At 68.0% G+C, this 26,900-nt stretch carries 25 protein-coding genes and 1 pseudogene; 19 read left to right on the top strand and 7 right to left on the bottom strand.

The features are described 5' to 3' along the window. Window positions 1-180: 180 nt before the first annotated feature. The 8 genes from csiR (at window position 181) to ACAW63_RS17525 (ending at window position 10,240) form a co-directional block, all read left to right on the top strand. Entirely contained in the window at window positions 181-870 is a 690-nt protein-coding gene (gene csiR / locus ACAW63_RS17560) for a DNA-binding transcriptional regulator CsiR (RefSeq protein ID WP_152223552.1), read from the top strand. 209 nt (window positions 871-1,079) lie between these two features. Further along, window positions 1,080-2,420 (top strand): cytosine permease, encoded by a 1,341-nt coding sequence (locus ACAW63_RS17555; protein ID WP_371227248.1) that lies wholly within the window; start codon window positions 1,080-1,082, stop codon window positions 2,418-2,420. Window positions 2,421-2,495: 75 nt separating this feature from the next. Then, window positions 2,496-3,677: a hypothetical protein gene (locus ACAW63_RS17550; protein WP_371227246.1), complete on the top strand. Its 1,182-nt coding sequence runs from the start codon at window positions 2,496-2,498 to the stop codon at window positions 3,675-3,677. 279 nt (window positions 3,678-3,956) lie between these two features. Further along, window positions 3,957-5,636: a hydantoinase B/oxoprolinase family protein gene (locus tag ACAW63_RS17545; RefSeq protein WP_370601667.1), complete on the top strand. Its 1,680-nt coding sequence runs from the start codon at window positions 3,957-3,959 to the stop codon at window positions 5,634-5,636. A 13-nt stretch (window positions 5,637-5,649) separates the two neighbouring features. Then, window positions 5,650-7,734 carry a hydantoinase/oxoprolinase family protein gene (locus ACAW63_RS17540; protein ID WP_371227244.1) on the top strand — a complete coding sequence of 695 codons (2,085 nt, stop codon included), beginning with the start codon at window positions 5,650-5,652 and terminating at the stop codon, window positions 7,732-7,734. A gap of 98 nt (window positions 7,735-7,832) precedes the next feature. Beyond that, window positions 7,833-8,789 (top strand): helix-turn-helix domain-containing protein, encoded by a 957-nt coding sequence (locus ACAW63_RS17535; protein ID WP_371227242.1) that lies wholly within the window; start codon window positions 7,833-7,835, stop codon window positions 8,787-8,789. Between the two features lie 220 nt (window positions 8,790-9,009). Then, window positions 9,010-9,570: a GNAT family N-acetyltransferase gene (locus ACAW63_RS17530; RefSeq protein WP_371227240.1), complete on the top strand. Its 561-nt coding sequence runs from the start codon at window positions 9,010-9,012 to the stop codon at window positions 9,568-9,570. Next, window positions 9,557-10,240, top strand: a complete 684-nt coding sequence (locus ACAW63_RS17525; protein ID WP_371227238.1) for a helix-turn-helix domain-containing protein — start codon at window positions 9,557-9,559, stop codon at window positions 10,238-10,240. The genes ACAW63_RS17530 and ACAW63_RS17525 overlap by 14 nt, the downstream gene beginning before the upstream one ends. Here the strand turns inward: ACAW63_RS17525 and ACAW63_RS17520 are convergent. Further along, on the bottom strand, window positions 10,229-11,128 hold the full coding sequence (locus ACAW63_RS17520) for a sterol desaturase family protein (RefSeq protein ID WP_371227236.1): 900 nt from the start codon (window positions 11,126-11,128) through the stop codon (window positions 10,229-10,231). The two genes, ACAW63_RS17525 and ACAW63_RS17520, sit on opposite strands and share 12 nt — an antisense overlap. 83 nt (window positions 11,129-11,211) lie before the next feature. Continuing rightward, entirely contained in the window at window positions 11,212-12,342 is a 1,131-nt protein-coding gene (locus ACAW63_RS17515; RefSeq protein WP_371227234.1) for an MFS transporter, read from the bottom strand. Window positions 12,343-12,524: 182 nt separating this feature from the next. Here ACAW63_RS17515 and psrA point away from each other — a divergent pair, with 182 nt between their 5' ends. The 6 genes and pseudogenes from psrA to ACAW63_RS17485 all read left to right on the top strand — a co-directional run bounded on the left by psrA (window position 12,525) and on the right by ACAW63_RS17485 (window position 17,878). Continuing rightward, a complete protein-coding gene (psrA, locus tag ACAW63_RS17510) occupies window positions 12,525-13,613 on the top strand; it encodes an iron-containing alcohol dehydrogenase PsrA (RefSeq protein WP_371227232.1) in 1,089 nt (362 codons plus the stop codon). A gap of 109 nt (window positions 13,614-13,722) precedes the next feature. Continuing rightward, on the top strand, window positions 13,723-15,018 hold the full coding sequence (locus ACAW63_RS17505; protein WP_371227230.1) for an MFS transporter: 1,296 nt from the start codon (window positions 13,723-13,725) through the stop codon (window positions 15,016-15,018). Window positions 15,019-15,059: 41 nt separating this feature from the next. After that, on the top strand, window positions 15,060-15,920 hold the full coding sequence (locus ACAW63_RS17500) for a LysR substrate-binding domain-containing protein (RefSeq protein ID WP_371227228.1): 861 nt from the start codon (window positions 15,060-15,062) through the stop codon (window positions 15,918-15,920). A gap of 105 nt (window positions 15,921-16,025) precedes the next feature. Beyond that, a complete protein-coding gene (phnX, locus tag ACAW63_RS17495; RefSeq protein WP_371227226.1) occupies window positions 16,026-16,853 on the top strand; it encodes a phosphonoacetaldehyde hydrolase in 828 nt (275 codons plus the stop codon). A 538-nt stretch (window positions 16,854-17,391) separates the two neighbouring features. Further along, a pseudogene (locus ACAW63_RS17490) lies at window positions 17,392-17,499 on the top strand (damage-inducible protein DinB); the annotation flags it as partial. 229 nt (window positions 17,500-17,728) lie between these two features. Further along, on the top strand, window positions 17,729-17,878 hold the full coding sequence (locus tag ACAW63_RS17485; protein WP_371227224.1) for a hypothetical protein: 150 nt from the start codon (window positions 17,729-17,731) through the stop codon (window positions 17,876-17,878). Window positions 17,879-17,964: 86 nt separating this feature from the next. On the opposite strand, the gene ACAW63_RS17480 is transcribed toward ACAW63_RS17485, so the two are convergent. From ACAW63_RS17480 to ACAW63_RS17460, 5 genes are read right to left on the bottom strand one after another with little or no spacing between them, the layout of a single operon-like run. Then, a complete protein-coding gene (locus ACAW63_RS17480) occupies window positions 17,965-18,711 on the bottom strand; it encodes an ABC transporter permease (RefSeq protein WP_371234700.1) in 747 nt (248 codons plus the stop codon). 8 nt (window positions 18,712-18,719) lie between these two features. Continuing rightward, on the bottom strand, window positions 18,720-19,919 hold the full coding sequence (locus ACAW63_RS17475) for an ABC transporter substrate-binding protein (RefSeq protein WP_371227222.1): 1,200 nt from the start codon (window positions 19,917-19,919) through the stop codon (window positions 18,720-18,722). Further along, a complete protein-coding gene (locus ACAW63_RS17470) occupies window positions 19,885-20,721 on the bottom strand; it encodes an ABC transporter ATP-binding protein (RefSeq protein ID WP_371227220.1) in 837 nt (278 codons plus the stop codon). The genes ACAW63_RS17475 and ACAW63_RS17470 overlap by 35 nt, the downstream gene beginning before the upstream one ends. Beyond that, the gene (locus ACAW63_RS17465) at window positions 20,718-21,776 is read right to left on the bottom strand and encodes an acyl-CoA dehydrogenase family protein (protein ID WP_371227218.1); all 1,059 of its coding nucleotides are present in this window, start codon (window positions 21,774-21,776) and stop codon (window positions 20,718-20,720) included. The genes ACAW63_RS17470 and ACAW63_RS17465 overlap by 4 nt, the downstream gene beginning before the upstream one ends. Before the next feature lie 46 nt (window positions 21,777-21,822). Next, on the bottom strand, window positions 21,823-22,383 hold the full coding sequence (locus ACAW63_RS17460) for a carboxymuconolactone decarboxylase family protein (protein WP_371227216.1): 561 nt from the start codon (window positions 22,381-22,383) through the stop codon (window positions 21,823-21,825). A 104-nt stretch (window positions 22,384-22,487) separates the two neighbouring features. On the opposite strand from ACAW63_RS17460, the gene ACAW63_RS17455 reads away from it, so the two are divergent. From ACAW63_RS17455 to ACAW63_RS17435, 5 genes are all read left to right on the top strand, one after another. Next, window positions 22,488-23,390, top strand: coding sequence for an AraC family transcriptional regulator (locus ACAW63_RS17455; protein WP_371227214.1), 903 nt, complete (start codon window positions 22,488-22,490; stop codon window positions 23,388-23,390). Window positions 23,391-23,506: 116 nt separating this feature from the next. Further along, window positions 23,507-24,484, top strand: coding sequence for a fatty acid desaturase (locus ACAW63_RS17450; protein WP_371227212.1), 978 nt, complete (start codon window positions 23,507-23,509; stop codon window positions 24,482-24,484). Continuing rightward, complete coding sequence (locus tag ACAW63_RS17445; RefSeq protein WP_371227210.1) at window positions 24,481-25,275, top strand: phosphate/phosphite/phosphonate ABC transporter substrate-binding protein; 795 nt, start codon at window positions 24,481-24,483, stop codon at window positions 25,273-25,275. The genes ACAW63_RS17450 and ACAW63_RS17445 overlap by 4 nt, the downstream gene beginning before the upstream one ends. A gap of 133 nt (window positions 25,276-25,408) precedes the next feature. Then, window positions 25,409-25,915: a sigma-70 family RNA polymerase sigma factor gene (locus ACAW63_RS17440; protein WP_371227208.1), complete on the top strand. Its 507-nt coding sequence runs from the start codon at window positions 25,409-25,411 to the stop codon at window positions 25,913-25,915. Continuing rightward, window positions 25,912-26,868, top strand: a complete 957-nt coding sequence (locus ACAW63_RS17435) for a FecR domain-containing protein (RefSeq protein ID WP_371227207.1) — start codon at window positions 25,912-25,914, stop codon at window positions 26,866-26,868. Before ACAW63_RS17440 ends, ACAW63_RS17435 begins: the two co-directional genes overlap by 4 nt. Window positions 26,869-26,900 lie beyond the last annotated feature (32 nt).

Here is a 26,900-nt window from a genome sequence, read left to right as displayed (position 1 = left end):
GTAGGGGATGGATTGGGCCGTCCAGCAATGACCTGGATCAGGCGGTCGATCAAAAAATATCGCTATCAACAAAAAATGTCTACATTTTTATAAAACGAATTCAATTATCTAATCTGTCTATTGTTTTTCGTCCATACGACGTTTCGGTATGATCCGCAAAACGCTTTGAGGAACAGGACTTTGGAAGCTCTCGCCCCCCGTCAAAACTCGGCATTCAGCGGGTATGAGTGGCTCAAGCAGGACATCATCCGCGGGGTGTTCAAGCCCGGTGAAAAGCTGCTGATGAGCGCCCTGAAAGAGCGCTATGACCTGGGCGTCGGCCCCCTGCGCGAGGCCCTTTCGCAGCTGGTGGCGGAAAAACTGGTGGTCGCCATCAGCCAGAAGGGCTACCGCGTGGCGCCCATGTCCCTGGAAGAGATGCAGGACATCTACGATGCCCGCGCGAACCTCGAGGCGATGATCGTCGGCCTCGCCATCGAACGCGGCGACGATGCCTGGGAAGCCTCGGTGCTGGCCCAGTCCCACACCCTGGCCAAGGTGATGGAAGTGAAGACCCGCGAGCAGCGCCTGGATGTCTGGGACCAGCGCCACAAGGCCTTCCACACCGCCATCGCCTCCGGCTGCGGCTCCAAGCACCTGCTGCAGGCGCGCACCTACCTGTTCGACCAGGCCGAGCGCTATCGCCATCTCTGGCTGACCCAGACGGTGTTCTCCGAGCAGGCCCTGGAGCTCAAGCGCCAGGAGCATGCCGCGCTGGTCGACGCCATCCTCGCCCGCGACGCCAAGCGCGCCAGCGAGATGATGCGCACCCACCTGATGACCCCGGTGCCGATCATCGCCCAGATCATGCAGGCGAACGGCACGCGCTGAGCCCCTGCGGGCGGGGTTCACGCTCAATCGCGATAGCTCGAGGCGCCGCATCGCATCGCGATTGAAACCACGCCCCTTCGCCCGATCCGCGTCCCAGAGCGCCTGTGCATCCAGGCGCAAAAAGCCGTACACCCAACGGCAATCCCGCCCGACCGACTTTCCTTACCGTCTTGGAGCCTCCCAACTCCAACAACAAGAAAGGTACGGTCATGGCTGGAGCACTCTCGAACCACGAATCATCCCCTGAACAGTCCCATTCCCAGGGCGCGGTCCCGGACTCGCAACGGCTCGGCCGCGGCTCCCTGACCATGGCCTGGTGGGGCATCTGCAGCGCAATGTTCTACCTGGTGGTGGCCGCCGCCCTGGCCATGGGCTACGGCACGCTGAACGCCATCATCGGCCTGGTGCTGTCGGTGATCAGCTACGGCCTGATCAACGCCGTCATCAGCCGCCACGCCATCGCCACCGGCCTGTCGGTGGCGCAGTTCTCCCAGGTGCTGTTCGGCCGCACCGGCGCCGCGCTGGCCACGCTGATCTTCAGCGCCACGGCCATCTACTACGCGGTCTTCGAAGGCTCGGTGATGGCGGTAGCGCTGCATCGCTACCTGCCGGGCCTCGAACTGCATGCCGCGTTCCTGCTGGTGGTCGTCTACAGCGTGCTGCTGATCTTCGGCAATGCCCTGCGCTGGCTGGACAAGCTCAACGGCGTACTGCTGCCCTTCTACCTGCTCGGGCTGGTGGCGGCGGTGGCCATGGCCATTGGCGAATACGGCTACTCCTCCGCCTGGCTGGCCCTGGCGCCCGAGGGCGGACCGGTGCCCCACGGCTGGTGGAACTGCTTCACCTACTTCATGGGCGTCTGGGTGCTGATGATGTACACCTGGGACTACGCCCGCTTCGGCCGCAAGGAAGACAGCCGCTACCACGCGCGGATCAACTTCGGCATGCCCTTCTACTGCGTGGCCTTCCTGCTCAACGGCCTGGTGGGCATCTTCCTCGCCGCGACCATCCCCACCGAGGGCGGCTTGAGCGAGGTCTCGGTGGTACTGGCGATCATCCAGCTGATGGGGCTGGGCGGCCTGCTCTTCGTCTGGATCAGCCAGACCCGCATCAACACCGGCAACTTCTTCCTCGCCGCCACCAACCTGCAGGCGTTCGCCGGCCACCTGGGCCTGGCCCGGGTTCCCTACGTGGCCTGGGCGCTGCTGACCGGCGCGCTGGTCTACCTGCTGATGCTGTTCGACGTGTTCAGCTACATCCTCCAGGCACTGGCCTACCAGAGCCTGCTGATCGTCGGCTGGGTCGCCATCGCCCTCGCCCACCTGCTGGTCACCCGCAACACCCGCTACCGGCTCGACGGCCTGCCCGCCTTCCGGGCCAGGGGCCTGTTCGCCTGGCTGGTTTCCGCCGCCGCGGGCATCGGCCTGCACCTGTGCGGTGTCGCCGAACTGGCCACCGCCTCGGCGCCGGCCGCCTTCCTCGTGGCCTTCCTCGGCTATCTCGCGCCCCTGCTGTCGCGCCGCGCCCAGCCCCAGGGCGACCTGGGCTGATCTTCGGCCGCCCGCCGGGCGGCCCCTCCCTGCAAGCGAACGTTTCTACAACCACAAGAACATCTGGAGCGGTTCATGCACCCGCAACGCACTCGGCTTATCTCGATTTTCGCCACGCTGTCCGTCCTCGCCCTCGGTCTGGGGCAGCCCGCCGGCGCCGTGGAAATCACCGACAACCTCGACCTCGGCGGCGCCCTGCGCGGGCGTCTGGACCATGACCCCGACCGCGACATTTCCGAGCTCAGCTTCGACACCTTCTTCCTCACCGCCGACTACCACTCCGACAGCTGGATAGCGGCCGCCAAGTACCGTTTCTACGGCGGCGACTACCCCTACGACTACACCGACCGGGTGGGCGACATCGCCTTCGCCGAGTACGCCTGGGTCGGCTACCGCTTCACCCCCGAGCAGCAGCTGCAGGTCGGCCAGACCGCGATCCCCTTCGGCCTGGCGCCCTACTTCGGCAGCACCTTCTTCGAGACCCTGGGCAACGTGATCGGCCTGGAAGACACCCAGGACATCGGCTTCAAGTACCTTGCCCGGCACGGCAGCTGGGACCTGCAGGCGGGGTACTACCCCATCCCCGCCGAGCAGGGCCGCGGCACCAGCCGGGGTGGTCGCACCTACGGCACCAGTGTCGCCAGCGCCGATGACTACGTGGTGGACGGCAGCGACAACCATGAGCAGGACATCCTCGTCGGCCGCCTGGCGCGGACCTACCGGGCCGGCGACTGGAGCGGCGAGACCGGCCTCTCGCTGCTGGCCTCCACCCTGGACAACCAGGACACCGGCCGCGACGGCCACCGCACCGCCGCCGCCCTGCACGCCACCGCGCAGAACGGTCCCTGGGGCTTCCAGGTCCAGGCCGCGCGCCAGCAGATGACCCCGGAGAATCCCGGCGACGACCGCCTGGTGAGCTTCGGCAGCTTCGACGGCACCTTCAACGTCGCCGCCAAGGGCAACCTCTACGTGGCGGACCTCAGCTACAGCCTGCCCGGCCAGTACGGCTGGTTCTCGGGCGTCAAGCTCTACGCCAACTACAGCCTGTTCGACAAGGACGAGTCGGACTTCCGCGACTCCCAGCGCTTCATCGCCGGCAGCTCCTTCACCCTCGGCCCGCTGTGGATCGCCCTGGAATGGCTGCACGGCAGGAACGACCCGTACATCGGCGGCGGCAGCTACACCCAGAGCCTGGGCGCGGGCGGCACCGACCACTGGGAAAACCAGCTGTACAGCAACATCGGTTACTACTTCTGAGGTGCGCCCGTCCCGCACCTGAATCCGCGCGTTCGCCCCCGCCTCGCGGGGGCATCCCCTCGCTGCCTGCTCGCTCGCCTGCGCAGTGCGCCAGAACGCAACAACCAGTGCACCCAGCGACAAGCCAGCCGCCCCCGCCGGCCGTAGCGTATGCAGCCAGGGCCGTACACGAACGACCCTCACCCGAAACATAAAAACAAGCGTTGGTGCCCCATGAAAACAGTTGATCCCATCACTCTCGCGGTCGTTCGCGGCGCGCTGGAAACAGCGCAGCGCGAGATGACCCTGACCCTGGAAAAGACCGGCCGGTCCAGTGTGTTCAACCTGGCCCATGACTATTCCAATTCCCTGTTCGACCACCTCCCCGAGATGATCCTCCAGGGCCAGGACATCCCGATCCACCTGGGCTCGCTGATTCCCGCCATGAAGTGCGTGGCCGGCTTCTTCGGCGACGACATCGCCGAAGGCGACGTGATCTACCACAACGACCCGGCCTACAAGGGCAGCCACATCCTCGACTGCTGCATGTACAAGCCGGTGTTCTACAAGGGCGAACTGGTGTTCTGGACCGTCTGCAAGGGCCACCTCACCGACATCGGCGGCCCGGTGCCGGCCGGCTACAACCCCGACGCCAAGGAAATCTACGCCGAGGGCCTGCGCATCCCGCCGGTCAAGCTGTGGGAAAAGGGCAAGCGTCGCGAAGACGTGATCAACCTGATGCTCACCAACATGCGCGCCCGGCCCTACCAGGAAGGCGACCTCAACGCCCAGTACGGCGCCTGCAAGGTCGGCGAGCGCCACCTGCTGGAGCTGCTCGACAAGTACGGCGTCGAACAGGTCCGCGCCTGCATCGCCGAGCTGAAGAACATGGCCGACCGTCACATGCGCGCCCTGCTGCGCGACGTGCCGGACGGTCACTACAGCGGCACCGCCGTGCTCGAGGACTCCGGCCACGGCCTGGGCGAACTGGCCATCACCGCCCACGTGGAAATCCGCGGCGACGAGGCCCGCATCCGTATCGAGAGCCCGCCCCAGGTGCCCTACTTCATCAACTCCTACGAGGGCAACTCGGTCTCCGGCGTCTACCTCGGGCTGATGATGTTCGCCCAGGTCGCCCCGCCCTACAACGAAGGCCTGTACCGCTGCGTCAGCGTCGACGTCGGCCCCCGGGGCACCCTGTGCAACGCCCAGGAGCCCGCGCCCCACGTCAACTGCACCACCACGCCGATGGAAACCCTGGCCGACGCCGTGCGCCTGGCGCTGGAGCAGGCCTCGCCGCAGCGCGTCACCGCCTCCTGGGGGCATGCCAGCGGCATCAACATCGCCGGCCTGGACCCGCGCAACGCCAACAGCGAATACGTGACCATGGTGCTGGCCTCGATCATCGCCGGCGCAGGCGCCAACAAGGTGATGGACGGCTGGCACGCCTGCGGTCCGCTGTGCTGCTTCGGCGCCCTGATGAGCGGCGATATCGAGCTGCTGGAGCATGCCTACCCGGTGCTGATCCACCGCTACAGCCTGATGGCCGACAGTGGTGGCGCCGGTGAATTCCGCGGTGGCTCCGGCACCCGCCTGGAGATCGAACCGCTGGAGCACGCCATGACCGTGGTCGGCTTCGGCGAAGGCCGCCAGTTGCCCACCGCCGGCGCCGCCGGAGCGCGCAACGCGATGCCCGAGCCCAAGCTCGGCCGTCTGATCCATCGCCATGCCGACGGCGAAGAGGACCACTACGTACAGAACCCGATGCTCACCATCCAGCCCGGCGAGCGGATCATCAACATCAATCCCGGTGGCGGCGGCTACGGCGACCCGTTGCGCCGCCCGGTGGCGGCGGTCCTGCAGGACGTCCGCAATGGCCTGGTCTCGCCCCAGGGCGCAGCCCTGGAGTACGGCGTGATCCTCGACGCCGAAGGCCACCTCGACGAAACCGCCACCCGCGCCGCCCGCGGCCAGTTCTGACCGGAGATCCGACATGCGCAACCAATATCGCCTGGGCATCGACGCCGGCGGCACCTTCACCGACTTCATCCTGGCCGACCGCGACGGCGGCGTGCAGCTGTTCAAGGCACCTTCCACCCCGCAGGACGGCACCCTGGCCATCCGCGCCGGCCTGGCGCAGATCGCCGACGCCACCGGCCGCACCCCGGCGGAGATCATTGCCAACTGCGACCTTTGCATCAACGGCACCACCGTCGCCCTCAACGCGCTGATCGAGCGCACCGGCGTGAAGGTCGGCCTGCTCTGCACCGCCGGCCACGAAGACAGCCTGGAAATCCGCCTCGGCCACAAGGAAGAAGGCCATCGCTACGACGCCCACTACCCGCCGGCGGACATGCTGGTGCCGCGCCACCTGCGCCGCCCCGTCGGCGGCCGCATCCTCGGCGACGGCCGCGAGCACAGTCCCCTGGACGAACGCGCGATACAGGACGCCATCGACTACTTCCGCGCCGAGGGCGTGGAGGCCGTGGCCATCTCCTTCGTCTGGTCGGTGCGCAACCCCAGCCACGAGAAGCGCGCCGCCGAACTGGTGCGCGCAGCGCTGCCGGGAGTGTTCGTCTGCACCGGCTACGAAGTCTTCCCGCAGATCCGCGAGTACACCCGCACCTCCACCACCGTGGTCAACGCCTACCTGAGCCCGGTGATGGCGCGCTACGTCGAACGCATCGACGCGCTGTTCGAGGAACTCGGCACCCAGCAGCCGGTGCGCTACTTCCAGTCCAATGGCGGCCTGGCGCCGGGCAACGTGATGCGCGAGCGGGCGGTGAACGCCATCAACTCCGGCCCGGCCTCCGCGCCCCAGGCCGGTCTCTCGGTGGCGCGCCCCTTCGGCATCGACAACATCATCACCGTGGACATGGGCGGCACCTCCTTCGACATCACCCTGACCAACGCCGGGCGCACCAACTTCAGCAAGGACGTGGACTTCCTCCGCCAGCGCATCGGCGTGCCGATGATCCAGGTGGAAACCCTCGGCGCCGGCGGCGGCTCCATCGCCCACCTCGACGAGTTCGGCATGCTCCAGGTCGGCCCGCGCAGCGCCGGCGCCAAGCCGGGCCCGGTGTGCTACGGCAAGGGCGGCAGCGAACCGACCGTGACCGATGCCAACCTGGCCCTGGGCTACCTGCCGGACGGCGCCCTGCTCGGCGGCACCATCCGCCTGAACCGCCAGGCCGCGCTGGACGCCATCCGGCAGAAGATCGCCGATCCACTGGGCATCAGCATCGAACGCGCAGCCTTCGGCATTACCACCCTGGTCAATCTGAACATGGTCAACGGCATCCGCCGGGTGTCCATCGAACGTGGCCACGACCCGCGCGACTTCGCCCTGATCGGCGCCGGCGGCGCCGCGGGCATGCACGTGGTGCGCCTGGCCGAGGAAATCGGCATCCAGACCGTGCTGATCCCCAAGGTCGCCTCCGGTCTGTGCGCCTTCGGCCAGATCCTCTCCGACGTGCGCTATGACCAGCTGACCACCCTGCCGATGCGCCTGGACGCCGGGCACGTCGACCTGGAGCAGCTCAACCGCGCCCTGGCCGACCTGCGCCAGCAAGGCCTGGTCAACCTGCGCGACGACGGCTTCGGCGACGAAAGCAGCAGCTGCCACTACACCCTGGAAATGCGCTACCTCGGGCAGATCCACGAGTGCAGTGTGGAGCTGGAGGCGCACCAGCTCGACGAGGCCGGCCTGGCCGCCCTCTGCGAGTCCTTCCATGACCGCCACCAGAAGCTGTTCTCCTACAGCGAACGCGAAAGCCCGGTGGAACTGGTCAACCTGGAGTGCTCGGTGATCGGCCACCTGCCGCGACCGCCGCAACTCGAACTGCAGGGCCCGGCCAACCCGCCGCCGGCGGTTCCGGACAGCCTGCGGCCGATGCTGTTCAGCGCCGACGGCGAGTTCCAGTCCACCGCCGTGTTCAACGGCAACCGCCTGCTGCCGGGCCAGACGGTCCAGGGGCCCTGCGTGATCGAGGAGGACACCACCAACATCGTGGTTCCACCGCTCTGGCAGGCGACGCTAGAACCTTCCGCCACTTACCGGGTGACGCGCTGCGCTTGATGCAGTCCTGAATCACGCGGATCATTGGCCGATACACAGCGCGGCGGGCTCGACCTGCCGCGCTGTCCTCACAAGAGCAATAAGCACGAGGACACGCCATGCCCCATGAGTTGTCGACCGCCCGCTGGTCGCAGCATGAACGCCAGGCGCGCTGGGCCGAGGCAATCAGCAGTACCTATTTCCCGCTGTCGCTGCAGTTCGACGGCGACCAGCCCTTCGATGGCCACCTGCAGGTGTGGGATACCCCCAGCAGCCCCGTCAGCCTCTCCCGCCTGCGCTCCAGCACGCTGGGCTATTCGCGCAGCAAGGTCCAGGCCGGCGAAGACCGCGAAGCCTTCTACCTGGTCACCGTGCCCCGCTGTACCGACGTGCATTTCGAACAGGACGGCCGACAGCTGAGCTGCGCCCCTGGCGGCTTCATCGTCGAACGGGGCGACGCGCCGTACCGCTTCCATTACGCTGCCCAGAACGATCTCTGGGTGCTCAAGCTCCCCGAACGTGCGCTCAAGGGCCAACTGCGCGGGCCCGAGCGTTACACCCGCTACTGCTTCGATGCCGAGCGTGGCCTGGGCCGGCTGTTCGTCGAGCAGCTGGCGTTGTGCGCCACCCACTTCGACGCCTGCCCGCCCGCGGCGCACCACCTGCTGCTGGAACAGACCCTGTCCATCCTGCTGCTGGCGCTGCAACAGGACGAGCGCGTGCTCAACAGCGAAAGCTCCAGCCTCAGCGCCCTGCACCTGCAACGGGTCGAACAGTTCGTGGCGCAGAACCTGGGCGACCCGAACCTCTCCCCGCAATCGATCGCCAACGCCTGCGGCCTGTCGCTGCGCTACCTGCACAAGCTCTTCGCCGCCACGCCCTACACCCTGGGCGAATGGGTGCGCCAGCAGCGCCTGGAGGCCGTGCATCGCCAATTGCGCGACCCGCACTGCCACCTCTCCATCGGCGAACTGGCGTATCACTGGGGTTTCAACGATCAGGCCCAGTTCACCCGGGCCTTCCGCCAGCGGTTCGGCTGCACCGCCCGCGAAGTGCGCGGCGCGCACGCCCACTGATCCCGAATGCTGCGAACCACCACGGGGCATTCGCCAGGACAAGCAAGTGCCCCTTCGGGTCGATGACCGCGGGTGACGAGGGCCCTGAAGAACGTCACCGGGTTGGCGGCCGCCTCCGGCCAGGAGCTGCCTGAGGGGGAAGTGCAGGTCGGCCTTGCCCAGGGCTGGCCAGCGGCCGCCGGGAAACGGCAGACTGTCCGTGACGTTCCAGGAGCCCGCCATGAACAGCCACAGCCAGACCACCCTGCGCACCGCACGCTTGCTGCTCACGCCCATTCAGCTCACCGATGCGCCAGCCATCCAGCGCCTGTTCCCGCACTGGGAAGTGGTGCGCTACCTGGACAGCCGCGTGCCCTGGCCCTATCCGGCCGACGGCGCGCGGGTCTATGTGCGCGACGTGGTGCTGCCGGCCATGGCCCGTGGCGAGGAGTGGCACTGGATGATCCGCTTGAACAGCGAGCCGGAAGGCGCCATTGGCAGCATTTCGCTCTACGATCAGCCCGGCAACCATCGCGGCTTCTGGCTGGCGCCAGCGTGGCAGGGCCAGGGCTACATGAGCGAGGCCTGCGAAGCGGTCAATCGCTTCTGGTTCGTGACGCTGGGGCGCCCGCTGATGCAGGTGCCCAAGGCCATCGTCAACGAGGGGTCGAGGCGTATCTCCGAACGCGAGGGCATGCGCCGGGTGGGCCGCGACGAAGGTCACTTCGTCAGTGGCGTGCTGCCACGGGAAACCTGGGAACTGACACGGGAAGAGTGGCTGGCGCGCCATGAAGCCGACTGAACAGGCCTGGCAGGGCGAACTCTGGCTCGGTGCGGACTTCTGCCTCGTCGCCGGTACCACCGGCCATGCGCGGCCCCACGCCCACTATGCACACCAGGTGCTGATGGCCCGCGCGGGCGATGTGAAGGTGCTGATCGATGAACAACCCTGGCAGGGGCCTTTACTGATCATCGCCTCGAACCGGCGCCACGCGATTCTCGACAGCCAGCAGCACGCCGTCACGCTGTTCGCCGAGCCGCTGGCCTTCACGCTGGACGACCTTGAAAGCGTCTGCCGGCGAACCGGACCGGACCTGGAAGCCCTCGCCGCGCAATTGCGGGCACTGCCCCGGCGCGATCTCGATCCACGCCTGGAAAAGGCGCTGCGACGGCTCCGCGCGCTGGATGACGGCGCCCTGCCCGCCCAGTCCCTGGCCGCGGAAGCCTCACTCTCGCTGAGCCAGCTGGAGCGGCTGTTCAGCGGCACGCTGGGTCTGTCGGTGCGTCGCCTGGTGCTCTGGCAGCGGCTCCGCCAGGCACTGCGGCTGGCCATGGCCGGCAACAGCCTGACCAGCGCCGCCATCGCGGCAGGCTTCGCCGACTCCGCGCACTTCTCCCGCAGCGTGCGCAGCCAGTTCGGCATTCGCGCCGACCTGACGCTGCGCCAGTTGAAGCTGCGCCTACTCGATTAGCGCGCGGCGCAGCTCCGCCGACAATAGCGGGGGCAACGCTGCCGCCTGATGTGCTGCATCGACACGGCGAAACGGCTCGGCGAGTTGCGCGAGGTACCCCACCGGGTAGTCGGGGCGGTCGCCGATCCCCAGGTCGTCCTCCGCCAGCCGGTAGTCCGGCAGGTACAGCGCAGTGCCCAGCAGGCGATCCCAGAAGCTGAAGAACAGCGCGAAATTCACGTCCCCGGTCGTGCCGTATTTCAGGTGGTGCAGGCGATGCAGCGGCGCCCAGGCGAACAGGTGTCGCAACGCGCCGATGCGCATGTCGACGTTGCTGTGCTGCAGCAGCAACTGGATGGCGACGGCGAACGCCAGCAGCGCCGCAACCTCCACGGGAATGCCCAGCACCAGCAGCGGCAGCGTGCCGCCCAGCGCTTCGAGCATCTGGTGCAGAGGGTGCTTCATCAACCCATTGAAGCCGTACATCCGCGTGACGCTGTGGTGCACGGCGTGCAACCGCCACAACAGCGGCGAACGGTGACTGGCGTAGTGCACCAGGGTAATGCCCAGGTCGGCGATCAGCAGCGCCACCAGCAACTGCAGCGCCAACGGCCAGTCGCTGGGCCACCCCCCGAAATCCGGCAGCCACAGCGCGACAAGCGGGATCGCGGCGATCCCCAGGACGTTCAGCGTCTCATTGACCAGCGCATGCAACAGGTCGCGGACGCCATCCCCGTGGCTCTCGTTCCAGGCGGTTCGATAGGGCCGGAGCCGCTCCGCCAGGAATGCCAGCAGGATCGCCAGCGGCAACAGCGCCGGCAGGCAGACCAGTGACACGCCTTCGCCGACCAGGTACAGGGCAAGGCCGATGAAACCGAAGAAGAACGCAGGGGCGTAGAGGTATCGCATGGGGCAACTCCAGTGCAGTGGGAGTCGCCAGTGTTGCCGCCGCGCCGTCAGCCGCGCTTGAACAATCCGCGCATGTTCCCTGCTCAGCGCCGCCAGGCACACCCCAGCGCGCTGAGCGCCAGGATCAGCGCCGCGCCAGCGTAGGCCCAGAACGCCGGCACCTGCGGCAACAGTACGCCGGCGAGGATTGGCCCGAGTCCCGCACCGATGTCGCGCCACACGGCGTTGCCAGCCAATGCCTGGATACGCGCCTGAGGGTTGCGCTGCGCCACCAGCGTCACCACCAGCGGCAATTGCAGCGCGCGCAGCACCAGCGCGAAGAAGGCGCCGACGAACAGCCAGTAGCTGCCGAACATCAGCAGTGCCAGCGAGGTGGCCAGCGACAGCACGACCAGCATGCGCAGCGCGCCGAAACGATCGGCCAGGCGACCACCGAAGGGGCTGAAGAGCATCTCGCTCAGATAGCGCACCGCCATCAGGATGCCCGCCACCAATACGCCGGTGCCGCCCAGGTGAATCTGCGCGTACAGCGACAGGCCGAAGACGAACAGGCCGTCCAGCGTCACGCCCTCGATGAAGGACCAGGTGGCAATGCTGTCCGGCAGGCGCAGGCGGCGCCCGCTGCTGACCGGAATCTGGTGGCCCGTGGCAGGCAGCGCGCGGGCGCGCCAGAGCCCGCACAGAGCTGCCACGCACAACACGAAGAACACGCTGCGCGGCCCGAAGGCCTGGGCCATCACCGCACCCAACGGCAGGGCCAGCATCGGGCCGATGGACAGGGTCGCCCGCGAACGCCCGGCGCGGCGCGCGGCGCCCTGGGCCTCGGCGGTGGCGAGGGTCTGGGTGCTCAGGTTGAAGGTGGCGAAACACAGGCCCCAGACCAGGCGGAACACCAACAGCACGGCAAAACCGGAGAGCGTCGCCGAGGCCAGCGCGCAGAAGGCCGTGGCGAACGCGGCAAGGCTGCAGGCGGCGCGGTCGCCGTGGCGACCGTAGAAGCGCACCACCCAGCCATAACCGACGATGCGCACCAGTCGATTCGCCGCCAGCAGGATGCCCGCTTCCACCAGGGTCACACCGAAGTCCGCGGCATACATCGGCAGCAGCAGGTAGAGCAGCACGTCGGCGGGCAGGCACAGGCCGAGCACCTGGGCGGAGTTGCGCGAATCTCGGTCGGCGCGGCGCAGCGGCGCCAGCTCGGCAGCGGACGACATGACAGTCTCGTGACGGCGACGGGGCCCGCAGGATAACCCGGCCCCCGGCCCGCAAGACAAGCCTCGCGCTCGCACCCGCCGTTATCGGTCTGGCCGATGCCCACCTGCGATCAATCGATTGGAACGAAAACGACAAGACCCCGAGCATGGCGGCACGTTCAAACAACAACAAGGAACTGCCCATGCCTGCCCGATTCCACAATCCGGTCGCCACCGTTTTCGGCGGCGGCAGCCTGGACCGCATCGCCGACCTCTGCGAAGGCAAGGTCGCCCTGGTGACCTTCCCCGAAGCCGCGCAGCTGGGGCTGATCGAGCGCGTCCGTGGCCTGCTCGGCGAGCGCCTCGCCTACGTCATCGACGACGTACAGCCCAACCCCGACGTGGCCTGGCTGCGCGACGTACACGAACGTTTCTGGCGCGAAGCGGCGGACTGCACCACCGTCTTCGCCCTCGGAGGCGGCAGCGCCATCGACACCGCCAAGGCGCTGATCGTCGGCACCGCTTCCGGCCGCTTTGACGAACTGCTCGACCTGCTGGCCGCCGGCAAGCCCTTCGTACCGGCGCGGCACAAGACGCTGATCGCCGCGCCGACCACCGCCGGCACCGGCAGCGAAGTGACACCCTGGGCGACCATCTGGGACGCGCAGCAGCAGAAAAAATACTCCCTGCACCTGGACTGCACCTGGCCGAAGGTGGCGCTGATCGATCCGGACCTGATGCTCAGCGTGCCCGCCGGGGTGACCGTATCCACCGGACTGGACGCGCTGTCCCATGCGCTGGAGTCGATCTGGAACCACAACGCCAACCCGATCTCCGACACCTTCGCCGTCTCCGCCATCGAGGACATCCTCGACTGCCTGCCGCGCCTGCAGCAGGACCTGGGCAGCCGCGAACTGCGCTCGCGCATGGCGCTGGCCGCGCTGAAGGCCGGCATGGCCTTCTCCAACACCAAGACGGCGCTGGCACACTCCATCTCCTACGAAATGACCCTGCGCCACGGCCTGCCCCACGGCATCGCCTGCTCCTTCACCCTGCCGCTGGTGCTGGGCCTGGCCTGGGGCCGTGACGCCGACCGCGACCGCACCCTGCAGCGAGTGTTCGGCAGCGACCGCGCGGGCGCGCAGCAACGCCTGCGTGAATTCCTCCATCGCCTCGGGGTCAAGACCGAGTTCGGCGATTACGGCGTGACTGCCGCCGAAGCCGAAGCGATGATCGACTTCGCCATGCAGGGCGCGCGCGGACGCAACTTCATCGGCTCGCAAGCCGCCTGACGCCGTCCCCCAACGGGCGGCCCCAGCGCCGCCATTTCCTGTTGCACCGAACAAGAGTGCCGACACGCCGAGCCTTGCGCCGGCGCGAGCGAACAAGAAGGAAAACGCCATGAACCGTGCACAAACCCTGTCTGGTCCCGTCTCCGCCGTAACACCGTTCCGCGTCGCCCAGTGGCGCATGCTGCTGGCCGCGATGTTCTGCTACCTGTTCTTCTACACCGGCCGCCAGACCTTCGGCTTCGCCATCCCCGGCATCCAGGCCGAATTCGGCCTGAGCAAGGAAACCCTCGGCTGGGCCTCCAGTGCCATGCTGTGGATGTACGCCATCGGCCAGGCCATCAACGGCAACCTCGCCGACAAGTTCGGCGGCCGACGCATCATGAGCCTGGGCGCGGCGCTGTCCTGCGCAGCGAACTGGGTCACCAGCTTCGCCGGCGGCTTTGTCAGCCTGGTCCTGCCGTGGGGCATCAACGGCTACTTCCAGGCCCTGGGCTGGGCACCGGGCAGCCGCCTGCTGTCGAACTGGTGGAGCGCCGCCGAGCGCGGCAAGGTCTATGGCTTCTATGTGTTCGCCGCCGGCTGCGCCTCGGTGCTGTCCTATGTCACCTCCGTGGTGGTGATCGACGTGCTGCACCTGGAATGGCGCTGGATCTTCCGCCTGCCGGTGCTGCTGATGCTCGCCGGCGGCATCGTGTTCTACCTGGTGGCCCGCGAGCGCCCGCAGGACATGGGCTTCGAACCGCTGACAGACACCGGCGTGGCAAACGCCGAAGACCGCGCCAGCGAAGCCGCTCAGGGTGAAGAAGAATCCTCGACGCAGCGCTACCTCGCCGTACTGAAGAACCCGCGCCTGCTGGTGGCGGCGCTGTCCCTGGGCTTCCAGAACGCCGCGCGCTACGGGCTGATCGTCTGGGTGCCGGTGCACTTCCTCGGCGCCAACTGGCAGAAAGGCCAGAGCTTCATCGACCCGAAATGGATCACCATCGCCCTGCCCGTCGGCATGGCCGTCGGCGCGCTGAGCAACGGATGGGTGTCCGACCGCCTGTTCGGCAGCAAGCGCTACCGCGCGATCATGCTCTACATGGTGCTGGGCGCCCTCACCAGCCTGTGGATGTGGAGCCTGCCGGCGCACAGCGGCGTCGGCCTGCTCGCGCTGTTCCTCTGCGGCTTCTTCGTCTACGGCCCGGCGTCGAGCTTCTGGGCGCTCTGCCCGGACCTGGTCGGTGCACGCCGCGCCGGCACCGCCACCGGGATCATGAACTTCTCCTCCTATCTCTTCGCGGGTCTGGCCGAACCCCTGATCGGTCGCATGTTGGACACGACCGGCAATACTTCACTGATCTTCATCGTGGTCACCACGGCCTGCGTGTGCAGCGCGGTGGTCGCCCTGTTCGTCCGGCGCTGAGGGCACGGCCATGCGGCAAGCCCTCCTGAAAGAGAACCTTCATGTACCAGTACCACAAGTGGCTGCGCTCCTTTCACGCGGTGGCGCGCACCGGCAGCTTCACCCAGGCCGCGGCGCTGCTGAGCGTCGGCCAGCCGACCATCAGCGAGCAGGTCAGCGGCCTGGAGAAGCGCTTTTCGGTCGAGCTGTTCCACCGACGCGGGCGCTTCATCGAACTGAGCCCGGCCGGCGAGCAGCTCTACGCGATCACCCAGGGCCTGTTCGGCCAGGAGGACGAGGCCTTGCAACTGCTGCAGAGCTTCCAGCAGCGCAAGCAGGGCATGCTGCGCCTGGGTGCGGTGTCGCCGCCGATCGCCATGAGCCTGACCTACTCGCTGATGCAGCGTTACCCGGACATCGAGCTGGAAACCTCCTTCACCAGCGAGGCCGGCACTCTGGAGCGGCTGTACAACTTCGACATCGACGTGGCGATCCTCGCCCTCTCGGAGTTCGACCAGCGCCTGAGCACGCAGCTCTATCGCACCTGCCCGATCCTCGCGGTGGTGCGCGACGACCATCCGTGGGCGCAGCAGGATGCGGTCAGCGTGCAGGAGATCGCGAAGGAGCGCGTGGTCCTGCGCGAACCGGCCTCGCGCACCCGCCAACTGGTGGAGGAAGGCTGCCGGCGGCACGGCGTGGAACTGGACTGCGCGATGCAGCTGAACAGCCGCGAGGCCATCGTCCATGCGGTGGTGCACGGCATCGGCGTGGGCTTCGTGTCGGCGGTGGAATACGCCGACCGGCCCGGCACGCGCTCCATCGCCTTCGCCGAGGACCCGTTCCACATCAGCTACTACCTGTGCTGCCTGGGCATCCGCCGCAAGCGGCCGATCATCGCCGAGCTGTTCGACTCCACGGCCTGACGCTCACTTTCAAGAACCCATGAACCGGCGAGCCCGCGCCTCGCCGGCCGGGTCTCGCTCATCCTGCTGTCTCTCAACGAATAAACCCCTCACTGGAGTATTGCCATGCACTACCAGCAACCCAAGCAACTGCAGGCCGCCATCCTCGACTGGGCCGGCACCGTGGTCGACTTTGGCTCCTTCGCGCCGACCCAGATCTTCGTCGAAGCCTTCGCCGAGTTCGGTGTCCAGGTCAGCCTGGAAGAGGCCCGCGGCCCGATGGGCATGGGCAAGTGGGACCACATCCGCACCCTGTGCGACATCCCCGCCATCGCCGAGCGCTACCGCGCGGCCTTCGGCCACCTGCCCACCGATGACGACGTCACCGCCATCTACGAGCGCTTCATGCCGCTGCAGATCGAGAAGATCGCCGAGCATTCCGCGCTGATCCCCGGTGCGCTGGACGCCATCGCCGCGCTGCGCAAGCAGGGCCTGAAGGTCGGCTCCTGCTCCGGCTACCCGGCGGTGGTCATGGAGAAGGTGGTGGCCCTGGCCAGGACCAACGGCTACGTCGCCGACCACGTGGTCGCCACCGACGAAGTACCCAACGGCCGCCCGCACCCGGCACAGGCACTGGCCAACGTGATCGCCCTGGGCATCAACGACGTCGCGGCCTGCGTGAAGGTCGACGACACCTGGCCAGGCATCCTCGAAGGCCGCAGCGCCGGGATGTGGACCGTGGCGCTGACCTGCTCGGGCAACGCCCTGGGTCTGACCTATGAGCAGTACAAGGCGCTGCCGGCGGACAAGCTGGAGCAGGAACGCCGCCGCATCGGCCAGATCTTCGAAGGCTCGCGTCCGCACTATCTGATCGACACCATCGCCGATCTGCCGGCGGTGATCACTGACATCAACGCCCGCCTGGCTCGGGGCGAGATGCCGCAGAGCAGCTGATCCATGGAATGAAAAGGCCCGTCAGCGACGGGCCTGAATCTGAACATGACGTCTGCTTCGGGTCGGTAGCTGCCTTCCTCCCGCAGCCGCAACCGGCCACCCGACGAGCCAGGGCCTTCACCATTCCAAACCCCATCCGGAGCCGCCAGCTCAGCAAAGGACGCTGTCGTTTTCCAGGAAGAGTTCCAGGGGAGGAGACCCTGCGACGTCTTGCACAGCTTGGCGTCCAGCGCCGACAACGGTTCGTCGAGCAGCTGCATGGGGTGCGAGGCGATGGCGCGGGACCGGATCTGGATCGGCGGCAAGACCCACACACAGGTGACCGACCGACTTCAGGGCCTGCCATAAGCCGCCGGCATCGCACCTTCCGCACAGGAGTCAGCGTGGTCCGGGCAAACTCCGAGGGCCGCTGTCACCCACGTCTCGATGACACTCGAAAAGGACCGGCAAGCATGCCTTCTCTCCGCAAGCATCCCCTGACTCCGCGACAACCAACCGCCCCGCCGCTCCGTCCGCAGCCGTCACGGACACCTTGAGAATGCTGGTGCGCTACAAGGCCTGGGCGAACGGACTGACGTTCGACAGCGTGATGAACCTGCCCGAGGGCGAGACGCTCCGACCCCGGCAGACCCGCTTCGGGAACATGGTGCACACGCTGAACCATGTGTACGTGGTGGACGATATCTTCAGGCACCATCAGCAAGGCAGGAAGCACTCCTACACCGCCCGCAACACCGAACATCCCGCCCCCTGGGCGAGCTCTGGAGTGCGCTTCAGTCGATGGACCGCTGGTACATCGATCTCGTCGACAGCTGGTCGGCAGAAGATCTGCCGCCGGTCGTGGACTTCGAGTTCGTCGCGGCGGGCAAGGCGCCATGACACGGGAAGGGATCGTCCTGCACCTGGTCAGTCACGCCAGCTATCACCGCGGGTTTTTCGGCGGCATGCTGTACCAGGCTACCGTGACGCCATCTTCGAACAACCTGCCCGTGTTCCTCCGGGATCACTGGCGCAAGGCCCGCTGAACCCGCCCCCCATCGCCCTGGCCCTAAGGGCGGGACCTGTGCTCCGGCCTGCACGAAAGGTCAGCGGCAGGCCTGCGCACGTCCAGCTACCCACGCCGCCGGTACAGGCTGCGCGCCAGCGCATCCAGGGCGAAGCCCAGCACGCCGATCAGCAACACCATGGCCATCAGCTCCGAGTAGGCCAGGCGATCCCGCGTGTCGAGGATGTAGTAGCCGAGCCCGGCGCTGACACCGAGCATTTCGCAGGGCACCAGGACGATCCAGAGGATGCCGATGGCCAGGCGCACGCCGGTCAGCACGTGACCGAGGACGCCGGGGAGGATGACCTTGCGCAGCGTCTCGTACGGTGTGGCGCTCAGGCTCCTGGACAACTGCAACCAGCGTGGGTCGAGCTGGCGAACCCCGGCGGCGGTATTGAGCAGGATCGGCCAGACGGCGGCGAAGGCCAGCAGGAAGTAGATCGGCGAGTCGCCCACGCCCATCAGCATCACCGCGATGGGCATCCAGGATAGCGGCGAGATCATCCGCAGGAACTGGAACGCTGGCGTGGTGGTCGCCTCCAGCTGGCGCGACGCCCCCACCAGCAGCCCCAGCGGCACGCCCACGGCCAGCGCGAGGAGAAGGCCCAGCAGGACACGCTTGAGGCTCACCAGCACGTGTTCGTACAGCTCCGGGCGCACCAGCAGCTCGCCCAGGCTGGTGAAAGTGGCCTGGGGCGAGAACAACTGCCCCAGGCCGTCGCCGCCGAACCACCGCACGCCGAGCCACCACAGGCCGAGCAGCGCGAGCAGCCCGGCCACGCCCAACGCCCAATGGCGGCGCGTGGAAAGCACAACCGGTGTCACGTGGTGATCTCCTCGCGGCGTTCGAAGCTGTCCGGGTAACCGAAGGCGCCCAGGCCGCCGACGCCGGCCAGCGCCTGGCGCACGAAGCGGTCGTCCACCAGGTCCTTCGCCACCTGCGCCGGTTCCAGCGCGGCGAGGAAGCTTTTGTCGCCCTGGATCAGCGTGTCCTTCAGGCGGCGCACCAGTTCCTCGGTGTAGCTGGGGAACGGATACGGCTGGAAGTCGATGCGCTCCTCGTGCCAGTCGGCATGGCGGATCGCCCCGTCGGTCAGGTACTGCTGGCGCTCGCCGGCCGCCGGGGCCAGCACGCGGCCGAGCACGTCCGGCGCATGGGGCGTGTAGCGGTTCTCGCCCTCCTTGGACAGCAGCCTGGCCGCTTCGGCGCGGTTGTCGCGGGTCCACAGCTGCGCCTTGACGATGGCGTTGACCACCTTCTGCGACCACTCCGGCCGGTTGTTCAGGTCGTGCTCGTGCATGAACACCACGCAGCACGCATGGTTGCGCCAGACGTCGCCGGTGAAGCGCTGGATGCGCCCGACCTTGAGGTTCTCCGCCAGGGCATTGAACGGCTCAGCGACGATGTAGCCGGCGATACGCCTGGACGCCAGCGCCGGCGGCATGTCCGACGGCGGCAGCACCACCAGGTTGACCTCGTTGGCAGCCAGCGCGGCGTTGGCCGGCTTGCTCACGGCCCGCAGGCCGTTGTCGCGCAGCAGCGATTGCAGCACCACGTTGTGGATCGAATACCAGAACGGGATTGCCAGCGTCTTGCCGCCCAGCTGCTTCACGTCGCTGATGTCCGGCGCCACGGTCAGGCCCGAGCCGCCGACGTGGTTCCAGGCCACCACCTTGGCCGGCACCTTGCTGCCGTAGCGCGCCCAGATGGTCATTGGCGACAGCAGGTGGATGACGTTGACCTGCCCGGAGATGAACGCCTCGATCACCTGCGCCCAGCTGCGCAGCAGCACCGGGCGTTCGGCCTTGATGCCCTCGGCGTCGAACAGGCCGTTGGCATGGGCCACCAGCAGCGGTGTGGCGTCGGTGATCGGCAGGTAGCCGATGCGCACCGGGGCGTCCGGCTCGCTGGCGGCGCGCGCCTGCAGGCTGGTCAGCAGTGGCAGCGCACCGGCGGCGGACAGCAGCGCGGCGAGTTTGAGGATGTCACGTCGGGAGTGTGTGGGGTCGTCCAGGCACATGGGCAGGCTCCTGCGCAGAAGGGATATTTGCGTGGGTGCGGCTTGCCCGCCGTAGGGTTAGGAGGATCTCGACCCGCAGCGCGCCCAGTTCCTCGACCAGCTCCGCACGAGGTTGCGGCAGATCGATGCGCCACTCGCCCAACGTCCGCGCCGGGGTGTCGCCCAGTAGCAGGATGCGGTCGGAAAGCAGCAGGGCTTCGTCGATGTCGTGGGTGATCAGCACGGCGGCGGTGCGCCGCTGATGGATCACGCCGAGCAGCAGTTGTTGCATGTCGGCGCGGGTGACTTCGTCCAGCGCGCCGAAGGGTTCGTCGAGCAGCAGCACCTGCGGCTGCCGCGCCAGGCAGCGCGCCAGCGCCGTGCGCTGGGCCATGCCGCCGGAGAGCTGCGCGGGCATGAAATCGCGCGCGTGGCTCAGGCCGACGGCGGCGATGGCATCGTCCACGCGCTGCTGCAGCGTGGCCTTGTCGACTGTCGGCTGGCGGGCGAAGTCGAGGCCGAAGGCGACGTTCTTCACCAGGCTCAGCCAGGGCAGCAGGCTCGGGTCCTGGAAGGCCACGGCAACACGCGGGTGCGGGCCATCGATGGGCTGGCCGAGCAACTGCACGCGGCCGGCGGCAGGTTTCTGCAACCCGGCGAGCACGCGCAGCAGGCTGGACTTGCCGACGCCGCTGGGGCCGAGGATGGACACCACCTCCCCCGGCGCCAGCGCCAGCGCGAAGCCTTCGAGCACACTGCGCCAACCGTTGTCGCCGGGGTAACCCAGGGCAACGTCGCTGGCCTGCAGGATTACCTCGCTCATGCGCGCCCCTGCTTCTGCAGCTCGGCGCGCAGCTGCACCAGGCTGGGCGTGACGATGGGCACGAAGGCCGACTCGCGCCAGCGCCGGGCGAACGCCGCGCCATATTCGCTGAGATAGGCCTTGCCGCCGCTGGCTTGCAGCTCCAGCTGCACGGCCGCTGCCGCCCCCTCGGCCAGGCCGATGCGCAGTCGGAACAGCCTCGCCGGCTCGCCGAGGAAGGCGCCACTGTGCAGCCCCTCGCGCAGCTGCGCGATGCGTTCATCGAGTTCGGCGCTCAAGCGCTGTTCTTCCTCGCGCAGCACCGAGCGACGGTCGCTCAGGTGGTTGCGCACGGCTTCCAGGGCCTTGCGGGTGAGGCCGATGGTCATCGCGCATTGCAGGCCGAGAAACGCCGGGCGCACGGCTGGCAGGTACTGTCGGGCATCGTCGTGCAGCAGCCATTCGCGAGGCAGCGCGACGGCGGAGAAATCCAGCGCCGCGGTGTTGCTCGATTGCAGGCCGAGCAGTTGCAGATCGTCCGAGCGGGTCAGGCCGGCGCTGTCGGAAGCGATGGCCGCCACCAGCGGCGCCGCGCCCGGCCGTTCGATGGCAGCGGCCACCACGAAGCGGCCCTTGCGCAGGTTGGTGACCCAGTGCAGGCGGCCGTCCAGGGTCCAGCCATCGCCGGCGGGCGTGGCGGCCACCTGCAGGTTCTCGATGCCGGAGAGGAACTTCATGGCGTTGGAAAGCCCGGTGGCGCCGGCCAGGCTGCCCTCGAGCAATTCGCCCAGCAGGCGGTCGCCCAGTTCGCGATTGGGGCTCTGCAGCAGGTATTCGATGAAGGCGCGCTGGCCCCAGAAGACGAAGGCGGCGGTCAGGGAATGGCTGGCGACGTCGGCGATGGCATCGATCGCATCGAGCAGGTCACCGCCGCTCCCACCGCGCTCGGCCGGCACGCCAATGGCGAACAGGCCGGCAGCGGCGAGTTGCGGCAGTACGCTCTGCGGATCGGTATGGCCGAGGTCGAGGCCCTCGGCGTGCTCATCGAGCCAGCGGCTCAGGGTCGGGTCGAGCATGTCGCTCTCCTTGCAGGGGCGGCGCGGGCCGCCCGGTCACACGAAATCAGGCGGAGGCCTTTCCCCAGCGATAGCGGCCCAGCTCCGGGTTCAGCGGCGTCTGCGCCAGCACGTTGGCGAAGTTGCACAGGGTCGCCAGGCTGATGCCCAGCAGCACTTCCAGGGCGTTGCCATCACTGAAACCGGCGGCGCGGAAGGCCGCGAGGCTCGCGTCGCTGACCGCGCCACGGGTGGCGATGGTCTCGCGGGCGAATGCGGCCAGGGCTTCCAGGCGGGCATCGGGGAGTTCGCGCTGTTCGCGCAGGGCGGCTATGACTTCCTCAGGCAGCTTGGCCTTGTTGTGGGCCACGGCAGTGTGCCCGGCGACGCAGAAGTCGCAGCCGTGGGTGGTGGCGGCGATCAGCTGGACCACCTCGCGCTCTGCCAGGCCCAGGTCGGACTTGCCGTTGAGGCCGGACACGGTCACGTAGGTTTCCAGCGCGGCCGGTGCGTTGGCCAGCACGCCCAGCAGATTGGGGATGAAGCCGGAGCCCTTGAGGGCGTTCTCGAGGAATGGCTTGGCGGCTTCAGGGGCGCTGTCGAGGGTCTGGATGGGCAGGCGGGACATGGTTCGACTCCGTTGAAATGGGGTGTCGAAAAAGTCTGTTGGTAATAAGAAATCCATTCAATATTCTAAAGTCGCTATCACTTGCTCATGAGTCTTTCCATTAGATGATTTCGTCCAGCCCCCTGGTTGATTGGTTATTAGACAGCCTTGAACTGAGCGCCAGCCTGTTCCATGTGGGGCGTTATTGCGGCGGCTGGCACGCCTCGACCCACGGGTTGGCGCGGGCGAGCTTCCACCTGGTGGTGCAGGGACACTGCTGGCTGCATCTGGAGAACGAACCGCCCTGCCGGCTGGACAGCGGCGACGCGGTGTTCATCCTGCGTGACGTGCCGTATCGGCTGTCCAGCGAAGCCAGCGCCGAAGACGCGGCCTGCCAGCCGCGCCAGAGCATGACCGCGCTGGAGTGGCAGGCCGAGGATGGCGTGGGCCTGGTCTGCGGGTTCTTCCATTTCGATTCGGGGCTGTCGGCGCTGATCATCGACGCCCTCCCCGCCTTCCTCGTGCTGCGCGCCGAGGAGCCGTACCAGCGCGCCGCGTGCAGCCTGTTCGAGCTGATCCTGGAGGAGTGCCAGCGCCAGCCCGCGCCATCCCAGCAGATGCTCGAACGCCTGAGCCACCTGCTGTTCCTCTACGTGCTGCGCCAGCAGGTGGTGGCCAACCCGTCCCTCGGCGGGCTGGTCGCCCTCGCCCGCCAGCCGCAGTTCGCCGGCCTGCTGGAGCAGATGATCCAGCAGCCGCAATTGCCCTGGACCCTGGAAGACATGGCGGCGTGCGCCGGGCTGTCGCGCTCGGCCTTTTTCAAGCGCTTCAACGAAACCTGCGGACAGTCGCCCGGCCAGGTGCTGCTGGCCCTGCGCATGGGCCAGGCGTGCCGACTGCTGAAGGCCGACCAAAGCGTGGCGGAAGTCGCCGCGGCGGTTGGCTACCAGTCCATCGCCGCTTTCACTCGCGCCTTCCACAAGGCCACCGGGCAGCAACCGGGCGCCTTCCGCCGGGCGGCGAACTAGGACGCTAAGCGCCAGGCATAACCTTATGCCCGAATGATCTGCAAGATTTCCCGGCCTCGCGCCACAGACACTTCAGCGGACCTCTGTCCGAGCCCTCTGAACTGTCTGGAGCTTCCATGCCATCTGCCCCGCTTGCCGACGCACTGCCGGCGCCCGATTGGGCCCCTCTGCGCGCCGCCCTGGAACGCGACCGCCTGGGATTAGGCGAATGGCCCACCTGGCTGCTGCTGGTCGGCGTCCAGGCCGGCTGGTTCGCGCTGCTGCTGGCCAGCCCCAGGCTCGGCGTGTGGCCGACCACGGCGCTGCTGGTTCCCATCGTCGCGCTGTGGATGTCGGTGCAACACGAACTGATACACGGCCACCCGACGCGCCTGCCGCGGCTGAATGCCCTGCTGGGCTTCATGCCCTACGCACTCTGGTACCCCTACCCGCTGTACCGCGACAGCCACCTGGCCCACCACCGCGACGAGCACCTGACCCTGCCGGGCATCGATCCGGAAAGCCGCTACATCGGCCATACCGGCTGGCAGCGGTTGCCCGCACCGGCGCGCGTGCTGCGCTGGGTGGACAAGACGCTGCTGGGGCGGCTGCTGATCGGCGCGCCCATCGCCCTCTGCGGCCTCGCCATCGAGGAAGGCCGCCGGCTGCGGCATGGCGATCGCCAGGCGTGGCGCATGTGGTCAATCCATGGCGCGTTGTGCGCGGTGCTGCTGATCGTCGTGGAGAGCTTCAGTGCGTTCTCTGCGCTGCACTACATCGTCTGGGTCAGCGTGCCGGCGCTGGCCCTGGGCATGCTGCGCTCCTTCTACGAGCACCGCCCCGCCGCCGCGCCGGAGCAACGCAGCGTGCTCAACGAAGCGGGCTGGCCGTGGCGCTGGCTGTTCCTCAACCTCAACCTGCACCTGGTCCACCACGACCTGCCCTGGGCGCCCTGGTATCGCCTGCCGCAGCTGTACGTCGCGCACCGCGACTACTGGCTGCAGCGCAGCGGCGGCTTCCTCGTGCGCGGCTACGGTGAACTGATCTGCCGCCACGCCGTGCGGCCGGTGGACAGCCCCCGCCACCCCTTCGCCGCAACGGAGCCGAGCGCATGACCCGGGCCCTGGCCGAACTGCCGATGTACACGGCCCCGGAACTCGTCCGCGAGGCCAGCGACGCCTGGATCGCGCGCACCCTGGAATTGCTTGGCATGAGCCGCGAGCCGTGGCAGGGCAATGACCTGCATGCGCTATTCCTGGCCCCGCAGCTGCTCCTCACCCAGACCTGCGGCTATCCCCTGATGACTAGTCTGCGCGGCCGGGTGCGTCTGGTCGGCCGGCCGGACTTCGACCTGCCTTACAGCGCCGCGGGCGAGCATTGCAGCCTGCTGCTGGTGCGCGAAGACGATCCGCGCAACGACCTCGACGCCCTGCGCGGCTGCCGGGGCGCGGCCAACAACCCCGACTCGAACACCGGCATGAACCTGCTGCGCCACGCCCTGGCCCCCTGGCAGCGCGGCAGCCGCTACTTCAGCGAACTGCACTGGAGCGGCAGCCATCGCCAGAGCCTGGCGTGGCTGCGCGAAGGCCGGGTCGACCTGATCGCGATCGACAGCGTCACCTTCGCCTATCTGGCCCTGCATTCGCCGGACGAAACCACCGGCGTCCGCCTGCTGCAACGCAGCGCGCCGAGCCCAGCCCTGCCCTACATCACCGGCGCGAGCGAGGCGCAGGCGAGGGAGATCCGCGACGCCCTGAACCTGGCCCTGGAGCAGCAGCCCGATGTGCGCGCCGCGCTGCGCATCCGCCGCGTCCTGGCGGCTGCCGAGGCGGACTACGAGGTGCTGCTGGACTACGAGCGCGAGGCGGCCGAACGGGGACTGGCGGCGCTGCACCCTGGCCGCTGAAGGCCACCCCGCAGAAACATTTTTAGTTATAAATATCTATTACAAAACTATTTTTAAAGAATAAGACACCTTGCTAGGATGCCTCCACCGGAACACCGGACTCCCCCGCATCACTCACGCTTCTGGAGCCGTCATGTCCGGTGCTGACAATTCCCATGGCCAGTATGTTGGCCTGCTGTTCCGCCAGCACTACGACTGGCTGCAAGGTCGCCTGCGCCGGCACCTGGAATCCGGCGCCAGCGCCGAGGACCTGGCGGCGGAAACCTTCGTCCAGCTGCTGGCAAGCCCCGTGCTGGCGCCGATCCGCGAACCGCGCGCGCTGCTCACCACCATCGCCCGCCGCCTGCTGTTCCAGCTCTGGCGGCGCCGCGACCTGGAGCGCGCCTACCTGCAAAGCCTCGATCCCGAGGCTGCCGACGAGCGTTCGCCGGAGCAGATCGCCGAGCTGCTGGAGGCGCTGCAACGCATCGACCAGTTGCTCGATGGCCTGCCGGCCAAGGTCAAGGCGACCTTCCTGCTGTCGCAGATCGACGGCCTGACCTACCCGGAAATCGCCCGCAGCCTGGGCATCTCCCAGCGCTCGGTGAGCGACTACATGGCCCGGGCCCTGCAACGCTGCCTCAAGGCCAGCCTGTCATGAGCCGGGAAGAACACCAGGCCCTGCTGATCGAGCAGGCCACCCGCTGGCTGGTGCTGCTGCGCTCGGGCCAGGCCAGCCGCGAAGACTGGGAGGCCTTCAGCGCCTGGCGCGAACGGGACCCGCGTCACCAGCAGCTCTGCGAACGGCTGGAACAGACCCTCGGCGCCTTCCGCGTGGCCCAGGCCCAGGGTGTGCGCGGCGAGCAATTGCAGCGCACCCTCAGCGTCGCCGGGGCCAGCCGCCGGCGCCTGCTGCGCGGCGCGCTGGTCGGTGCGGGCGTCATGCTCGGCGCCGGGCTGCTCGCGCAACGGCAACTGCCCCTGGACGAGCTGAGCGCCGACCTGCACACCGCCACCGGCCGGCGCCAGCGCGTCAGCCTCGACGACGGCAGCGAGCTGGTGCTCAACGCGCGCAGCGCCGTGGACATCGACTTCACCCCGCAGCGCCGCCTGCTGCGTTTGCGACGGGGAGAAATCCAGCTGCGAGTGGCCGGCGACCGCCGTCCGATGCTGATCACCAGCCCATTCGGCCAGGTGCTCAGCCAGGGCGGCCGGATGCAGATGCGCCTCGGCGAGGAGCACTGCACAGCCCTGACACTGGAAGGCTCGCTGGACCTGGCTACCCTGGCCGGCGAGCGCCTGCAACTGCCGCGCCGCCAACAGGTGAGTTTCGACCGCTACGCCTTCGCCCGGCCAACGCCCCTGCTGGGTGGCGAAGGCGCCTGGGTGGACGGCCTGCTGGAGGTGCGCAACCAGCCCCTGGCGGAGGTACTCGACGCGCTGCGCGCCTACCGCAGCGGCGTGCTGCGCGTCGACCCGGCCGTGGCGGGGCTGCGCGTCAGCGGGCTGTTCCGCCTGGACGACAGCGACCAGGCGCTGGACGCCCTTGCCCGCACCCTGCCGATCCGCGTCGCGTGGCGCACGGACCTGTGGGTGAGCGTCGGGCCGGCCTGAGGCAACGCGCTCTGCCGCAGCGGTTCTAACGA

It is taken from the genome of Pseudomonas sp. QE6 (assembly GCF_041379005.1).
Lineage (GTDB): Bacteria > Pseudomonadota > Gammaproteobacteria > Pseudomonadales > Pseudomonadaceae > Pseudomonas.
The sequence above is the reverse complement of the archived record's forward strand: the minus strand, read 5'-3'. Positions and strand labels throughout refer to the sequence as shown.

What these genes read in the sequence shown, in the direction of transcription:
- ACAW63_RS17555 (WP_371227248.1), top strand. Translation starts at nt 1,080, where the DNA reads ATGGCTGGAGCACTCTCGAACCACGAATCATCCCCTGAACAGTCCCAT.
- ACAW63_RS17550 (WP_371227246.1), top strand. Translation starts at nt 2,496, where the DNA reads ATGCACCCGCAACGCACTCGGCTTATCTCGATTTTCGCCACGCTGTCC.
- ACAW63_RS17545 (WP_370601667.1), top strand. Translation starts at nt 3,957, where the DNA reads ATGACCCTGACCCTGGAAAAGACCGGCCGGTCCAGTGTGTTCAACCTG.
- ACAW63_RS17540 (WP_371227244.1), top strand. Translation starts at nt 5,650, where the DNA reads ATGCGCAACCAATATCGCCTGGGCATCGACGCCGGCGGCACCTTCACC.
- ACAW63_RS17535 (WP_371227242.1), top strand. Translation starts at nt 7,833, where the DNA reads ATGCCCCATGAGTTGTCGACCGCCCGCTGGTCGCAGCATGAACGCCAG.
- ACAW63_RS17530 (WP_371227240.1), top strand. Translation starts at nt 9,010, where the DNA reads ATGAACAGCCACAGCCAGACCACCCTGCGCACCGCACGCTTGCTGCTC.
- ACAW63_RS17525 (WP_371227238.1), top strand. Translation starts at nt 9,557, where the DNA reads ATGAAGCCGACTGAACAGGCCTGGCAGGGCGAACTCTGGCTCGGTGCG.
- ACAW63_RS17520 (WP_371227236.1), bottom strand. Translation starts at nt 11,128, where the DNA reads ATGCGATACCTCTACGCCCCTGCGTTCTTCTTCGGTTTCATCGGCCTT.
- ACAW63_RS17515 (WP_371227234.1), bottom strand. Translation starts at nt 12,342, where the DNA reads ATGTCGTCCGCTGCCGAGCTGGCGCCGCTGCGCCGCGCCGACCGAGAT.
- psrA (WP_371227232.1), top strand. Translation starts at nt 12,525, where the DNA reads ATGCCTGCCCGATTCCACAATCCGGTCGCCACCGTTTTCGGCGGCGGC.
- ACAW63_RS17505 (WP_371227230.1), top strand. Translation starts at nt 13,723, where the DNA reads ATGAACCGTGCACAAACCCTGTCTGGTCCCGTCTCCGCCGTAACACCG.
- ACAW63_RS17500 (WP_371227228.1), top strand. Translation starts at nt 15,060, where the DNA reads ATGTACCAGTACCACAAGTGGCTGCGCTCCTTTCACGCGGTGGCGCGC.
- phnX (WP_371227226.1), top strand. Translation starts at nt 16,026, where the DNA reads ATGCACTACCAGCAACCCAAGCAACTGCAGGCCGCCATCCTCGACTGG.
- ACAW63_RS17485 (WP_371227224.1), top strand. Translation starts at nt 17,729, where the DNA reads ATGACACGGGAAGGGATCGTCCTGCACCTGGTCAGTCACGCCAGCTAT.
- ACAW63_RS17475 (WP_371227222.1), bottom strand. Translation starts at nt 19,919, where the DNA reads ATGTGCCTGGACGACCCCACACACTCCCGACGTGACATCCTCAAACTC.
- ACAW63_RS17470 (WP_371227220.1), bottom strand. Translation starts at nt 20,721, where the DNA reads ATGAGCGAGGTAATCCTGCAGGCCAGCGACGTTGCCCTGGGTTACCCC.
- ACAW63_RS17465 (WP_371227218.1), bottom strand. Translation starts at nt 21,776, where the DNA reads ATGCTCGACCCGACCCTGAGCCGCTGGCTCGATGAGCACGCCGAGGGC.
- ACAW63_RS17460 (WP_371227216.1), bottom strand. Translation starts at nt 22,383, where the DNA reads ATGTCCCGCCTGCCCATCCAGACCCTCGACAGCGCCCCTGAAGCCGCC.
- ACAW63_RS17455 (WP_371227214.1), top strand. Translation starts at nt 22,488, where the DNA reads ATGATTTCGTCCAGCCCCCTGGTTGATTGGTTATTAGACAGCCTTGAA.
- ACAW63_RS17450 (WP_371227212.1), top strand. Translation starts at nt 23,507, where the DNA reads ATGCCATCTGCCCCGCTTGCCGACGCACTGCCGGCGCCCGATTGGGCC.
- ACAW63_RS17445 (WP_371227210.1), top strand. Translation starts at nt 24,481, where the DNA reads ATGACCCGGGCCCTGGCCGAACTGCCGATGTACACGGCCCCGGAACTC.
- ACAW63_RS17440 (WP_371227208.1), top strand. Translation starts at nt 25,409, where the DNA reads ATGTCCGGTGCTGACAATTCCCATGGCCAGTATGTTGGCCTGCTGTTC.
- ACAW63_RS17435 (WP_371227207.1), top strand. Translation starts at nt 25,912, where the DNA reads ATGAGCCGGGAAGAACACCAGGCCCTGCTGATCGAGCAGGCCACCCGC.